The organism is Candidatus Accumulibacter propinquus, assembly GCF_056856495.1.
The window spans coordinates 703114-717179 of sequence record NZ_JBSEHC010000003.1 but is presented as its reverse complement, the minus strand read 5'-3'; the positions used below and the strand labels follow the sequence as shown (position 1 = coordinate 717179).

The following is a 14066-nucleotide window of genomic DNA, read 5'->3' as shown; positions in this document are numbered from 1 at the left end:
AGCGCGTCGACCGGGGTGCAGCCGGCACCTTTTGCGCTTCACCTTGTCTGAGGGACGCGTTTCTGGACGTCGGCGTGGCAACAGGCATCGCTCGACCACGTGGAACGGGCTGCCGCCGAGGCTCGCTGGACGCCATCCGTGACCAATCGAACCCTTCACATCAAGCTGTAGGGCCAACCCTGGAGACCTGATATGACCCGTTTCAGCCTGCGCACCCAAGTGCTGCTGGTGGCCATTTCCCTCGCCGGCGGCTTTCTGCTGTTTGGCGCCTGGACATCGCACACCATCAGCGAAACCAAGGTCGGCGGCCCCAATTATCAGCGCATCGTCCTCTACAAGGACCTGGTCGCGGACATCCTGCCGCCACCAAACTACATCATCGAGTCGTACCTGACGACCCTGCAACTGTCCGATCCGGACCGGCGGACCGAGCGCGAAACCCTGCTTGCCAGGCTCGGACAACTGCGTACGGATTACGACACACGCCACAAGTTCTGGCTTGAGCAGCAGTTGCCCGAGAGCATCAAGACTCGCTTCCTGAACGACGCGCATAAAGCGTCGATACGGTTTTTCGAGATCGTGGACCAGCAGTTTCTTCCGGCGGTGAACGCCGGAGACGAGTCCGCTGTGCGCGCCTCACTGAAACAGCTCGAAGTACAGTATGCCGAGCACCGGAAGGCCATCGACGACGTGGTCTCCCTGAGTACCCGAGAACAGGAGGAGGTCGAAGCATTGACGGCCGCGGGCCTGCGCGACGATCTATGGGTACTGCTGGCCGTATTTCTGTTTAGCGGCGGAGTCGCTGCGGCAGGCAACTACCTCTTTAGTCGTTCGCTGCTGACGGGCATTGGTGAAGCGAAGCGACGACTCGGCGATCTGGCCAGCGGCGATCTCGCCCCCCAGACGAGCGTCAGCCGCCGCGCCGATGAAATTGGCGAACTGCTCCGTTCCATCGACGCGACCGGCGAAAAGCTGGCACAGACGGTCCGGCAGATTCGCGCTGCGGCGGAAACGCTGAGTGCTTCGGCGATGCGACTCTCGCAGACCATTGCCGGGGTCGCTGACGGCACGCACCGCCAGAATTCCGCGGTCAGTGCCATGGTCACCACGGTGGAGCAGATGTCGAGCGGCATCTCGGTGATGGCGGCACAGGCTGATGCGGCGAAGAGCAAGGTGCAGCAGGCTGGAACCCGTTGCGATCAGGGAAGCACGGAAATCTCCACCACCGCCACGGTCGTGGAACGACTCGCGACCGACGTGCAGGAAACCGCCGATTCGATGCGGCGGCTGGGCGAACATTCCCGTGAGATTTCCGGCATCGTCGGGGTGATTCGCGAGATTGCCGACCAGACCAACCTGCTGGCACTGAACGCGGCGATCGAAGCCGCCCGTGCCGGTGAGCAGGGACGCGGCTTTGCGGTCGTTGCCGACGAGGTGAGAAAACTCGCTGAACGCACGGCGCAATCGACCGACCGCATCGCGGCGATGATCACGCAGATCCAGTCCGGCGTCGAAGGCGCCGCCAAAGGAATGAGCGAGGGATCGGACAGAGCCCGCATCAGCATCGATACCGTCCGCAGTGCCAGGACGACAATGGACGACATCGCTGCGGAAACCCGCCTGCTCGTCAGCGACATGCAGGCAATCGCGCAGGGGCTCGACGTGCAACGCCAGGGCAGCGGCGACATTGCTCTGGCGGTCGAACGCATGGCCAGCGGCGCCGAGGAGAACAGTACCGCCGCGCTGCAGGTTTCCGCCACTGCCAACGAACTCGCCAACACGGCACGACAGCTCCGCGAAGCGGTGCAGTTCCTGCGCACCTGACGAGCCTGGGAATGGCGGTGTTGTGCCAGCGCGAGAGTCGCTTTGGCACAACACCGGCAATCTACGCCAATGAAGACGTGAAGCGCGCACCGAGACGGCGCAGCGTTCGTTCGGCAGCCAGGACACCGCGGTATTGCGCTTCTTCGAACAGCGAAAAACCACTGACATCGGCGTGCGCAAAGCGCAGGTTCGTCCCGTCGACGGCAAAGCGCCGGCGTGCTGCGCCAGAGATCAGGCCGGGAACCGGCCGTGCCATGGCATGCCCGTTGCGAAAGACGTCGAGGCGTGTCGTCAACTGCCGGATATCGGGATGCGGTCGTTCCAGATCCGCCAGGATCTGTTCCGCCCATACTTCGCGTGCTGCGTCACGCAGCGCCTCCCTGCCCTGCTGCGGGCTCACCTCGTCGAGGGCACGGTAGTAGGTGAGCACGGTCGGCCCGCGCCAGGCGCGCAGGTGTTGATGTGTAGCCACCACATAGCCGAGGCCGGGACTGTCGTAAAGCACATTGTCCCAGGCCGGCGGCGCGCCGGCGCGGTCGTCCGGAAAGCGCGACAGCGTCAGGTTGGCGACCAGCCAGGGCGCGTAGCTGTAACTGCCGGCGGCGACCCTCAGATCCGGGTAACCGGCGAAGACTTTCGGCACCAGGAACAGTGGCGCGGCCCAGATCAGCTGCTCGGTGAGTACGCGCAGCGTACGACGCTCGTCGGGCAACCACAGGTGAACCTCGATACGACGGCCGGCCGCTGGTGCGCTTCCGGCGGCAACGCGGAAGGCGAGCGCGCCGGTGAGCAATCGCGCCCCGACACGTTCGCGGATCGATCGCAGTAGCCCGTTGCTCAGCCAGGCGTTGCCTTCCGGCGCAGTGAGTACGCTGTCGCTGGCTGCGTTCTGCGCCTCGCCGTCGCGGCAGGCAAAGTAATGGATACCGGCCCAGGCCGAAACCGCGGAGCTACCCGCCCCATAGTCGTCGCGGCAGGCATAGTTGACGTACCAGTGCAGATGCGGTGAATCCAGTCGCTGCGCGAGCAGCCAGTCGCGCATGCTCAACTGGTCGAGCGCCAGCAGTTCGGCCGAACGGCTCGACAACGCCATGGGCAAGGCGAAGGCACGCCGCCCGAGAGTGTCGCGCTGACGCCGGAAAGCCGCCATCAGGTCGGCAAAGCGCTGATACTGTCCGCGTTCCGAGGCACCGACGCCGCTCTGAGGGAGCAGGCCTTCCTGCCAGCGGCCGTTTCGATAGAGCCGCTCCTGCGGAGTGGCGCACAGATAGCGCTCGTCATAGCTCGGCCTGACGGCACGCGGATCGCCCTGCAGCACGCCCAGTTCGGCGAGCAACTCGCGTACCGCCGTCGCTTCGCGCGTCGGTAGCGGCAGATAATGCGCGCCCCAGGGATAGGCGCTGATCGTGTTGCGACCGGCCCGTGAATTGCCCCCGGCTTCGCTCTCCAGGTCAACGATCAAGAAATCGGCGAAGCCCGACTTGGCCAGTTTCCAGCCAGCGGAAAGGCCGCCGATGCCGGCACCGACGATGAGCACCGGGACGTGCTGCGTGCTGTCGGGTGGCGCCAGGTCATGCGCAGGCAAGCGATGCCCGAGGGCGAGCGAAGCCCCGAGCAGTTCGCCTGGCGGCAGGGGCGTTGGCGTGCCGCGGCAGCCCAGCAGCGAGGCCGTACCGGCGATCCCCGCAGAGACCATGAATTCGCGGCGGTCCATGCCCTAGCGAATCACCTGTCGCCACTCCTGTTCGAAGTAGCGCACCAGCACCTGACTATTCAGACGGTTCACCTCGGTCTCGACACGCGCCATGTCCTTGGGAAACAGGAACAGGGCCGGAGTGGTATCGGCCGTCAGGAAGCGCGTGGCCACCGCGTACGCCGGCGGTGGCCGATACGCGTGTCGCCCCGCCAGCACGAAACCCCATTCACCAAAGGACGGCACCAGCGCATGGTAGGGTGTGACGAGCAGCCCGACACTCTCCAGCGTGGTGACCACACACCAGAACGACTGCCGGGCGTAGAGCGGCGAGGTGGACTGGATGACCGCCAGCGCATTGGCCGTCAGGTGTTTCTCGAGCAGGCGATAGAAGGAAGCACTGTAGAGCTTGCCGATCGCAAAATTCGATGGATCGGGAAAATCGACGACGACGAAATCGAAGAGATCGTCGTTGTCCTCGAGCCACTGTAGCGCATCGGCATTGACCACGCTGACCTTGCTCGAACGTAGCGCATCCTCGTTGAGCTTGCGTAACGGCGGTGCGCTGGCAAACAGTCGTGTCATTGCCGGATCGAGGTCGACCAGCGTCACCGACTCGATCTGCGGATACTTGAGAATCTCCCGCACGGCCAAACCGTCGCCGCCGCCGAGAACCAGCACGCGCCGCGCCGCCGGCAAAGTGGACAGCCCCGGATGCACCAGTGCTTCGTGATAGCGGTACTCGTCGCGCGAACTGAACTGCAGGTTGTTGTTCAGATGCAGGCGCAGGTCGTCCTTCCAGCGCGTGACGACGATCCGCTGGTACGGCGTGCTCTCGGCATGTACGATGTCATCGGCGTAGAGATGAGCCTCGGCCAGAGAAGTCAACTCGCCGGCTGCAGCGAAAGCGGCCAACAGCACGAGCATCGACGCCCCCCCTTGCACGCCTAGCCAGCCGACGTTGCGCAACTGCTCGCGAAACAGCCAGCAGGCCCAGAGAGCAACCGCAACGTTGAGCAGGCCGAACAGCAGGGCACTGCGCATCAGGCCCAGATGGGGCACCAGCACGACAGGAAAGAGAATCGAAACAGCGAGCGCGCCGAGGTAATCGAAGGTCAATACCTGCGAGACCAGATCCTTGAACGCCAGATCGCGTTCGAGAATGCGCATGATCAGCGGAATTTCCAGGCCGACGAGCACGCCGATGCCGACTACCGCCAGATACAGCGCCAGCTTGAAGGGCGCCGACGACCAGGCGAAGACAAAGAACAACCCTGCCGCCGAAAAGCCGCCGAAGACGCCGACCATCAATTCGACCTGGATGAAGCGTGCCACCAGTCGCCTTTCGACGTAGCGCGACAGCCACGATCCGACGCCCATGGCGAACAGATAGCTACCGATGACCGTCGAGAACTGGGTGACCGAATCGCCAAGAAGATAACTCGCCAGTGCCCCGGCGATCAACTCGTAAGCCAGACCACACGAGGCAACAACGAATACCGAGAACAGCAGGGCGTGATTCATCGTTGCGAACCGGCTCGGCAAGCCAAGCTCGGCGATCGCCGACCGTGGCTACCACAGTGCTGCCGCGCCGCCCGCGCGGGTCTCATGCGGAGTCTGCCGGCATCGGCCGGGTCGGCGCCTGGTTCTGCATGCGCGCCATTCTATTCCCAAACGTGGACGCGTCGCGGTCGGTGAATTGCGCTACCATGCCGCCCAGAGGCCAGCCGTGGCAACGGCTGCGGCGTTGCGGCGAAAGCCGGTGGTCATGCGCGCTCCAACAGCCGGCGCAGCACACTGAAACAATGACCGGGAAATGGGTCCAAGCGCGGCCCATGGCCTCGAAAAATCCCGGATATGCCTGACGAGAAGATGAAGCCGACCGAGCCTCCCCCCGAAATCGCCCGCCCTGCACTGGCAGTGCTCTTCCTCTGCGCGCTGATCGCCGCCTCGGTCTGGATCCTGCGCCCATTCCTGCCGGCACTGATCTGGGCCACGATGGTCGTCATCGCCACCTGGCCCTTAATGCTGCGGGTGCAACAGCGCCTCGGCAACCGGCGGACGCCGGCAGTGATCGCCATGATTCTGTTGGTGCTGCTGGTGCTGATCGTGCCGTTGTCGCTGGCGATTGCCACCCTCGTCGACAATGCCGATCAGATCGCGGAGTGGAGCAAATACCTCACCGAGTTCAGGGTGCCGTCGCCACCCGCGTGGGTCGGCGACTTACCGCTGGTCGGGGTGAAGATCGAGCACGCGTGGACCCAGCTCGCAACCATCGGTACCGCAGAACTCGCGGCCAAGGCCGTTCCCTACGCTGGCAGCATGACCCGCTGGTTCGTCAGCGAGGTCGGCAGCTTTGGCCTGGTCTTCGTTCAGTTCCTGCTGACCGTCGCCCTCTCGGCGGTCCTCTATTCTTCGGGGGAGAGCGCTGCCACCGGCGTGCGGCGCTTCGGCTACCGGCTGGCTGGCGACCGCGGCGAAAAGGCCGTACTGCTGGCCGCACAGGCGGCCCGGGCCGTGGCACTCGGGGTCGGGATCACCGCGCTGGTGCAGTCGATCCTCGGTGGGATCGGCCTGGCCATTGCCGGGTTGCCGTTGGTTGCCGTCCTGACGGCGCTGATGTTCATGTTCTGCATCGCGCAACTCGGACCGGGACTGGTTCTGGTGCCGGCCGTGATCTGGCTGTTCTGGAGTGACAGCACGGCCTGGGGCACTTTCCTGTTGGTCTGGACGGTCATCGTCACTTCCCTCGACAACTTCCTGCGTCCGATCCTGATCAGAAAAGGCGCCGACCTGCCATTATTGCTGATCCTGGCCGGGGTCATCGGTGGCCTGCTGGCCTTCGGACTCGTCGGCATTTTCGTCGGCCCGGTGGTGCTGGCCGTCGCCTACACCCTGCTGCAGGCGTGGGTCAACGACCTTCCGGCCGGTGGCGAGGACGAGCCGGCGCCCAGCGATGCCCGCCTGCCGCCAGGCGCGTGATGCCGGGCCGCGGCGGCGGCGGCGCGGACGACTGCATGCTAGAATCCCGCCGACCCTTGCAACCCTCACCTGATCGGTTTCCGCCATGTTCTCAGGAATCATTGCTGCCCGCGGCAGCGTCACCCGAATCACTCCGCGTGACGACGGCGCCGGCACCGTGCGCTTGACGATCGATGCCGGGCAACTCGGCATCGAAGACGTTGAACTTGGCGATTCCATCGCCTGCGGTGGTGTTTGCCTGACCGTTGTCGATAAACAGCACAATTGTTTCTTTGTTGACGTCTCGCCGGAATCGCTGGCCTGCACCGTCGGCCTGGCGGCACCGGGACCGATCAATCTGGAGAAGGCCCTTCGTCTCGCGGACCGGCTCGGCGGGCATCTCGTCTCCGGGCACGTTGATGGTGTCGGCAAGGTACTGCGTTTCGAGGCCATCGGCGACAATCGCCTGCTCGAGATCCAGGCACCGGAGTCGCTCGCCAGGTACATTGCACGCAAGGGCTCGATAACCGTCGATGGCGTCAGCCTGACCACCAACTCGGTGGACGGCGCCACGTTCACCATCAACCTGATTCCGCACACCCTGGAAGCCACGACCCTCGGCAGTCTTCAGGCCGGTAGCCGGGTCAACCTCGAAATCGACCTGATTGCGCGCTATTGCGAGCGAATTCTGAACTATCAGGATAGCATCTGACGCGGACCTGATGCCCGCAGCAGCAATGACTTACCGTCGACCGCCGAGCCTTTCGTACAGCTGCCGGGATGCGGAATTGCCCAAATAGAGGTGCGCTCCGGTATAATCCTGCGGCTTGCATGGAACCGAGCGGGAGGGCTGCGCGCCCGTCCCGCTTTTGCGTATCTAAAGCTCGGCCCGCCAGCGGATTCAAACAGCAGCATCCACAGGAGTCTTTCGTGTCCTTGTTACCCACGCTTCCGCCCGCGATCCTCGCACTGGCCGATGGCACGATTTTTCGTGGCCTGGCTATCGGCGCCGGAGGCCGTACCAGCGGCGAGGTGGTGTTCAATACGGCGATGACCGGTTACCAGGAGATACTGACCGACCCCTCCTACTGCCGTCAGATTGTCACGCTCACCTATCCGCATATCGGCAACGTCGGGTGCAATGACGAGGACTTCGAATCGTGCGGCAACCATGCCGCCGGGCTGGTAATTCGTGACCTGCCGGTTCGCGCCGAAAGCTGGCGCCTGCAGGAGACTCTGCCCGACTATCTGCAAAAGCACGGCCTGGTGGCCATCGCCGGGGTGGATACGCGCAAGCTGACGCGCATTCTGCGCGAAAAAGGCGCCCAGGCCGGTTGCATCATGGCCGGAGAGATCGACGAGGAACAAGCAGTTGCCGAGGCACGCGCTTTTCCCGGCCTCGCCGGCATGGACCTCGCCAGGGTGGTGAGTGTCGCAGAACCGTACGAGTGGACGGCGGGACAATGGAGCCTTGACGGTTACCGCTCCGTACCGACGCCGCATTGGCACGTTGTCGCCTACGACTTCGGAGTCAAACACAACATCTTGCGCATGCTCGCCGCACGCGGCTGCAAGATTACGGTCGTTCCGGCGCAGACCAGCGCGTCCGAAGTCCTCAAACTCAAGCCGGACGGGGTGTTCCTGTCGAACGGGCCGGGCGATCCGGAACCGTGCGACTACGCCATTACGGCCATCCGCGAAATCCTTGCCCACGGTGTACCGACCTTCGGTATCTGCCTAGGCCATCAGTTGCTGGCGCTGGCTTCGGGCGCCAGGACGATGAAGATGAAATTTGGCCACCACGGCGCCAACCACCCGGTCAAGGATCTCCAGACTGGACAGGTCCTGATCACCAGCCAGAATCATGGTTTCGCGGTGGATGCCGATACCTTGCCCGCCAATCTGCGGCGCACGCACGCTTCGCTGTTCGATGGATCACTGCAGGGTATCGCGCGTAGCGACGTTGCGGCTTTTTCCTTTCAGGGCCACCCGGAAGCCAGCCCGGGGCCACATGACATCGCCTGTCTGTTCGACCGCTTTGTCAAGATGATGCAAGACGAAAAGGCGCACCATGCCCAAGCGCACAGACATTAAGAGCATTCTGATTATCGGCGCCGGTCCGATCGTCATCGGTCAGGCCTGCGAATTCGACTACTCCGGCGCACAAGCGTGCAAGGCGCTACGCGAAGAGGGTTACCGGGTAATCCTGGTAAACTCCAACCCAGCGACGATCATGACCGATCCGGATATGGCGGACGTGACGTATATCGAGCCGATTACCTGGCGGGTGGTCGAAAAGATCATCGCCAAGGAGCGGCCCGACGCGCTGCTGCCGACCATGGGTGGGCAGACGGCGCTGAACTGTGCCCTCGACCTCGCCAGACACGGCGTCCTCGAACGCTTTGGCGTCGAGATGATCGGCGCCACCAAGGAAGCAATCGACAAGGCCGAGGACCGCGAAAAATTCAAGGCGGCGATGACCAGAATCGGTCTCGGATCGGCTCGCTCTGCCGTCGCGCACTCGATGGAAGAGGCGCTGCAGGTGCAGGCGATGATCGGCTATCCGGCGATCATCCGCCCGTCCTTCACGATGGGGGGTTCGGGTGGCGGCATAGCCTACAATCAGGAGGAGTTTGTCGAAATCTGCCAGCGCGGCCTGGAAGCCAGCCCGACCAGCGAACTCCTGATCGAGGAATCGCTGATCGGCTGGAAAGAGTTCGAGATGGAGGTCGTGCGTGACCGCAAGGACAACTGCATCATCGTCTGCGCGATCGAAAACCTCGACCCGATGGGCATCCACACCGGTGACTCGATCACCGTCGCACCGGCGCAGACACTGACCGACAAGGAATACCAGATCATGCGCGATGCCGCCGTGGCGGTGCTGCGTGAGATCGGCGTCGATACCGGTGGATCGAACGTGCAGTTCGCGATCTGCCCGACAAACGGGCGGATGATCGTCATCGAGATGAACCCGCGCGTGTCGCGTTCGTCGGCTCTGGCGTCGAAGGCCACCGGTTTTCCGATTGCCAAGGTGGCAGCGAAGCTGGCGGTAGGCCATACCCTCGACGAACTGGCCAACGACATCACCGGCGGCAAGACCCCAGCCTCGTTCGAACCGTCGATCGACTACGTGGTCACCAAGGTGCCGCGCTTTGCCTTCGAGAAGTTTCCGGTAGCCGATTCGCGGCTGACCACGCAGATGAAGTCGGTCGGCGAGGTGATGGCCATCGGCCGCACCTTCCAGGAATCGCTGCAAAAGGCACTTCGGGGTCTGGAAATCGGTGTCGATGGCTTCGACGAGCGCAGTGTCGACCGCGAGGAAATCGAGATGGCGCTGAGCGAGGCACGGCCGGAACGGATCTGGTACATTGCCGACGCCTTCCGGATCGGCATGAGCCTGGAGGAAATTCATCGGCTGACCGCGATCGATCCGTGGTTTCTGGCGCAGATCGAAGATCTCTACAAGAAGGCCGAGCGCATCCGCGGCAGGCCCCTTGCGGCGTTGTCACGAGACGAATTGTGGTATTTGAAACGTGCCGGCTTCTCCGACAAACGGTTGGCGACCCTGTTGCGAACCACCCAGACGACGGTTCGCCGGCGTCGCCATGAACTGGGCATTCGCCCGGTGTACAAACGCGTCGATACTTGTGCCGCCGAATTCGCGACCGATACGGCCTACATGTATTCGACCTACGAGGACGAGTGCGAGGCGAATCCCAGCGATCGCAAAAAGATCATGGTCCTCGGTGGCGGCCCCAACCGCATCGGCCAGGGAATCGAGTTCGACTACTGCTGCGTGCACGCGGCTCTGGCGATGCGCGAGGATGGCTACGAAACAATCATGGTCAACTGCAATCCGGAAACGGTGTCGACCGATTACGACACCTCCGATCGCCTCTACTTCGAACCGTTGACGCTCGAAGACGTGCTGGAAATCGTCGCCGTCGAAAAGCCGCTGGGGGTCATCGTCCAGTATGGCGGCCAGACACCACTGAAGCTCGCCCGCGATCTCGAAGCCAACGGCGTGGCGATCATCGGCACCAGCCCGGACATGATCGACGCCGCCGAGGATCGCGAACGTTTCCAGAAACTGTTGCACGATCTGGGCCTCAAGCAGCCTTCAAATCGCACCGCACGCACGGAAGTCGACGCCCTGCGGCTGGCAGCCGAGATCGGCTATCCACTGGTGGTTCGTCCGTCGTACGTACTCGGCGGACGGGCGATGGAGATCGTGCACGAAGAGCGCGACCTCGAACGTTACATGCGTGAAGCCGTCAAGGTGTCCAACGACTCACCGGTACTGCTCGACCGCTTCCTCAACGACGCCTGCGAAGTCGACGTTGATGCCATCTGCGATGGTCGGGAAGTGCTCATCGGAGGGGTCATGGAGCATATCGAACAGGCCGGGGTTCATTCCGGCGATTCCGCTTGTTCGCTGCCGCCGTATTCCCTGTCGAGCGAATTGCAGGACGAACTGCGTCGCCAGACCCGCCTGATGGCGCATGGGCTAAAGGTCTGCGGCCTGATGAACGTCCAGTTCGCCATTCAGAAGGGCGTTGTTTTCGTTCTGGAGGTGAACCCGCGCGCATCGCGTACGGTACCCTTCGTTTCCAAGGCGACCGGACTGCAACTGGCAAAAATCGCGGCGCGTTGCATGGTTGGGCAGTCGCTGGCCAGCCAGGGAGTCACCGGCGAAGTGATCCCGAACTACTTCTCGGTCAAGGAGGCGGTTTTCCCGTTCGTGAAGTTCCGCGGCGTCGACACCATCCTCGGGCCCGAAATGAAATCGACCGGCGAAGTCATGGGTGTTGGACTCAGCTTTTCGGAGGCCTTCGTCAAGAGCCAGTTGGCGGCCAGTGTACGGCTGCCCAGTTCCGGCCAGGTATTCATCAGCGTCAAGGAATCGGACAAGGCAAAGGCAGTCACTATCGCCCGCGAACTGCAGTCGGCAGGCTTCACACTACTTGCCACACGTGGGACGGCAGCGGCCATTGCGGCAGCGGGAATTCCCGTCACGGCGGTGAACAAGGTCACCGAAGGGCGTCCGCATGTGGTCGACATGATCAAGAACAACGAGATTGTCCTGATCATCAACACCGTCGATGAGAAGCGCAAGGCGATCAGCGACTCGCGCTCGATCCGCACCTCCGGACTGGCGGCACGCGTGACGATCTACACCACGATCTGGGGAGCGGAAGCAGCAGCGGCCGGAATCCGGAACCGCGGCGAGTTGGTCGTCTATCCAATACAGGATTTGCACGCACAACTCCACTAGATAACCCATAGAACCGTCGCCGCCGCCGACCTGGCGCACCGGCGGTTTTCGTTGGCAGCCAATGATATGAGCAAGGTACCTGTTACCGTTCATGGAGCCGAAAAACTCCGTGCCGAACTGCATCACATGAAGACCGTCGAGCGACCGCGTGCCATCGCGGCGATCGCCGAGGCGCGCTCGCACGGTGACCTTTCGGAGAACGCCGAGTACGATGCCGCAAAGGAACGGCAAGGCTTTGTCGAGGGACGCATCAAGGAAGTCGAGGGCAAACTGGCGAACGCCCAAATCATCGACCCCAAACTGCTCGACGCTGACGGGCGCTGCGTTTTCGGGGCAACGCTCGATCTCGAGGACCAGGAATCCGGTGCCCGCGTGTGTTATCAGATCGTTGGCGAGGATGAAGCCGACATCAAGGCGGGCAAGATTTCGATCAACTCGCCAATCGCTCGGGCACTGATCGGCAAGTTCGCCGGCGACATCGCAGAGGTACAGGCTCCAGGTGGCATACGCGAATACGAAGTCATCGACGTCCGCTACGAATAGGGGATCGGCGATGCGACGCCTTGCCGATGCTCTCCATGACGTGGCGTTGACGCTCTGGGTGGGTGGCTTGTGGGTCATCGGCTATCTCGTCGCACCAACCCTGTTCGCAACGCTGAGTAACGATCGTCAGACGGCAGGCTTGCTGGCCGGCCGGTTGTTCGAGTTGATGGGCTGGGTAGGTCTCGCCTGCGCCGTCTACCTGCTGCTGTTCGTATTGCTGCGTGTGGGCACGACCGCCTTGCGCCGCTGGAACTTCTGGTTGCTCGTACTGATGCTGCTGCTGACCGCGGTCAGCCTGTTCGGCGTGCAGCCGTTGCTGGCGCAACTCAAGGCCGATGCCTTGCCGCGAGAAGTCATGGAAAGCGTACTCCGCAACCGCTTCGCCGCTTGGCATGGCGTTTCGAGCATCCTCTACCTCGTTCAGACCCTGCTCGGGTTACTGCTGGTGACCAGTTCCGGGCGAGCCACAAGGTAGCACCACGGATCGCTGGGTAACCACATCCCTGCGATGCGCGCGCGGATTTCCGTGGCTGAGCGATTTCAGTTCGCTGAACCACCCTGGAAGCTGCGCTTGTTGCGCCGGGGTCCGACGCTCCTGGCGCGCGCTTTGACTGCCTGGATCGGCTTCTCGGGCTGCGGGCGCCAGATCACCAGGAGTTTGCCGATATGCTGCACGGGCGCAGCATCGAGTCGTTCACAAAGGGTGCCGAAAAAGGCTTCGCGGACAGCCCGGTCATCGTTGTAAACGCGGACCTTGATCAGTTCATGGCTGGCGAGACTGGCATTGATCTCCTTGATCACCGATTCTGAGAGGCCACTCTGGCTTATCGAAACCACCGGATTCAGGGAGTGGGCGCGGGCGCGCAAAGCGCGTCGTTCGTCTGAGGTGAGATTGAGCATGCGGGTTACCTTCTTGCTGTGACTGTCGCGTCAGCAACGTACGAGTCGCCCTCCTCCCGGATTGCAGGAGCGGGGCAGTGAGTCAGAGAAACGTTCACCACTTGAGTGGGCGAGGTTTCTGCAAGAGCAATGACTATTTGAAGAGCGCATTCTAGCGGGTTTCGTCCAATGAATCGAAGCAGATCCAGTAATGCCTGGTTGCGTGAGCACGTCAATGATACCTATGTGCAGCGGGCGAAGGCGCAGGGGTATCGCTCGCGTGCCTCCTACAAACTGGTCGAGATGGACGAGAGGGATCACCTGATTCGCGCCGGCGACGTGGTGGTCGATCTGGGCGCGACCCCGGGGGGATGGTCACAGGTGGCGGCCAAGAAGATGCAGGGCAAGGGCCGCATCATCGCCGTCGATCTCCTGGAGATGGACCCTCTGCCAGGGGTAATCTTCGTGCAAGGGGATTTTCGCGAACAGGCGGTTCTCCATAATCTGGAAAATCTGCTCGCCGGCGAAAAAGTCGGGCTTGTTCTTTCCGATATGTCGCCCAACATATCGGGTATCGCGCTCTGCGACCAGGCGCGCGCAGCGCATCTCGCCGAACTGGCTCTGGAATTTGCCCGCAACTGGCTGAAACCCGATGGTGCTTTGCTGGTCAAAGCATTCCACGGATCCGGGTTCAACGATTTTGTGCTGGAAATGCGCAAAACATTCAAGGCGGTTTCCTCGCGCAAGCCCGATGCTTCGCGCGATCGCAGCCCGGAGGTCTATTTGCTCGGCAGAACCTTGAAAACTTGCAGTGATCGTTGATCTGGTGTTTGATTCAGTGGCTGGGAATCAGTTTAGAATATGATGTCGTGGAACAGCAAGGTTTCT

At 62.5% G+C, this 14066-nt stretch carries 11 protein-coding genes; 8 read left to right on the top strand and 3 right to left on the bottom strand.

Translation table 11 applies throughout. The annotated features are described in order from the left end of the window. Positions 1 to 192: 192 nt before the first annotated feature. Positions 193 to 1824, top strand: coding sequence for a methyl-accepting chemotaxis protein (locus tag AC15MQ_RS09355; protein ID WP_483079953.1), 1632 nt, complete (start codon positions 193 to 195; stop codon positions 1822 to 1824). A 61-nt stretch (positions 1825 to 1885) separates the two neighbouring features. Here the strand turns inward: AC15MQ_RS09355 and AC15MQ_RS09350 are convergent, their stop codons facing one another. Continuing rightward, positions 1886 to 3538: an NAD(P)-binding protein gene (locus AC15MQ_RS09350; RefSeq protein WP_332335205.1), complete on the bottom strand. Its 1653-nt coding sequence runs from the start codon at positions 3536 to 3538 to the stop codon at positions 1886 to 1888. Positions 3539 to 3541: 3 nt separating this feature from the next. Beyond that, positions 3542 to 5041 carry a polyamine aminopropyltransferase gene (locus tag AC15MQ_RS09345; RefSeq protein WP_287653729.1) on the bottom strand — a complete coding sequence of 500 codons (1500 nt, stop codon included), beginning with the start codon at positions 5039 to 5041 and terminating at the stop codon, positions 3542 to 3544. A gap of 333 nt (positions 5042 to 5374) precedes the next feature. On the opposite strand from AC15MQ_RS09345, the gene ydiK reads away from it, so the two are divergent. From ydiK to AC15MQ_RS09315, 6 genes are all read left to right on the top strand, one after another. Further along, complete coding sequence (gene ydiK / locus AC15MQ_RS09340; protein ID WP_287653730.1) at positions 5375 to 6499, top strand: AI-2E family transporter YdiK; 1125 nt, start codon at positions 5375 to 5377, stop codon at positions 6497 to 6499. A gap of 85 nt (positions 6500 to 6584) precedes the next feature. Next, entirely contained in the window at positions 6585 to 7190 is a 606-nt protein-coding gene (locus AC15MQ_RS09335; protein ID WP_287653731.1) for a riboflavin synthase, read from the top strand. Positions 7191 to 7414: 224 nt separating this feature from the next. Beyond that, positions 7415 to 8572, top strand: coding sequence for a glutamine-hydrolyzing carbamoyl-phosphate synthase small subunit (gene carA, locus AC15MQ_RS09330; RefSeq protein ID WP_287653785.1), 1158 nt, complete (start codon positions 7415 to 7417; stop codon positions 8570 to 8572). Next, positions 8550 to 11756, top strand: a complete 3207-nt coding sequence (gene carB, locus AC15MQ_RS09325; protein ID WP_287653732.1) for a carbamoyl-phosphate synthase large subunit — start codon at positions 8550 to 8552, stop codon at positions 11754 to 11756. The genes carA and carB overlap by 23 nt, the downstream gene beginning before the upstream one ends. Positions 11757 to 11822: 66 nt before the next feature. Beyond that, complete coding sequence (gene greA, locus AC15MQ_RS09320) at positions 11823 to 12299, top strand: transcription elongation factor GreA (protein WP_287653733.1); 477 nt, start codon at positions 11823 to 11825, stop codon at positions 12297 to 12299. Between the two features lie 10 nt (positions 12300 to 12309). Further along, positions 12310 to 12774: a DUF4149 domain-containing protein gene (locus tag AC15MQ_RS09315; RefSeq protein WP_483079952.1), complete on the top strand. Its 465-nt coding sequence runs from the start codon at positions 12310 to 12312 to the stop codon at positions 12772 to 12774. 65 nt (positions 12775 to 12839) lie between these two features. On the opposite strand, the gene AC15MQ_RS09310 is transcribed toward AC15MQ_RS09315, so the two are convergent. Next, the gene (locus AC15MQ_RS09310) at positions 12840 to 13199 is read right to left on the bottom strand and encodes a YhbY family RNA-binding protein (protein ID WP_483079951.1); all 360 of its coding nucleotides are present in this window, start codon (positions 13197 to 13199) and stop codon (positions 12840 to 12842) included. 168 nt (positions 13200 to 13367) lie between these two features. On the opposite strand from AC15MQ_RS09310, the gene AC15MQ_RS09305 reads away from it, so the two are divergent. Further along, the gene (locus tag AC15MQ_RS09305) at positions 13368 to 14000 is read left to right on the top strand and encodes an RlmE family RNA methyltransferase (protein ID WP_287653736.1); all 633 of its coding nucleotides are present in this window, start codon (positions 13368 to 13370) and stop codon (positions 13998 to 14000) included. Positions 14001 to 14066 lie beyond the last annotated feature (66 nt).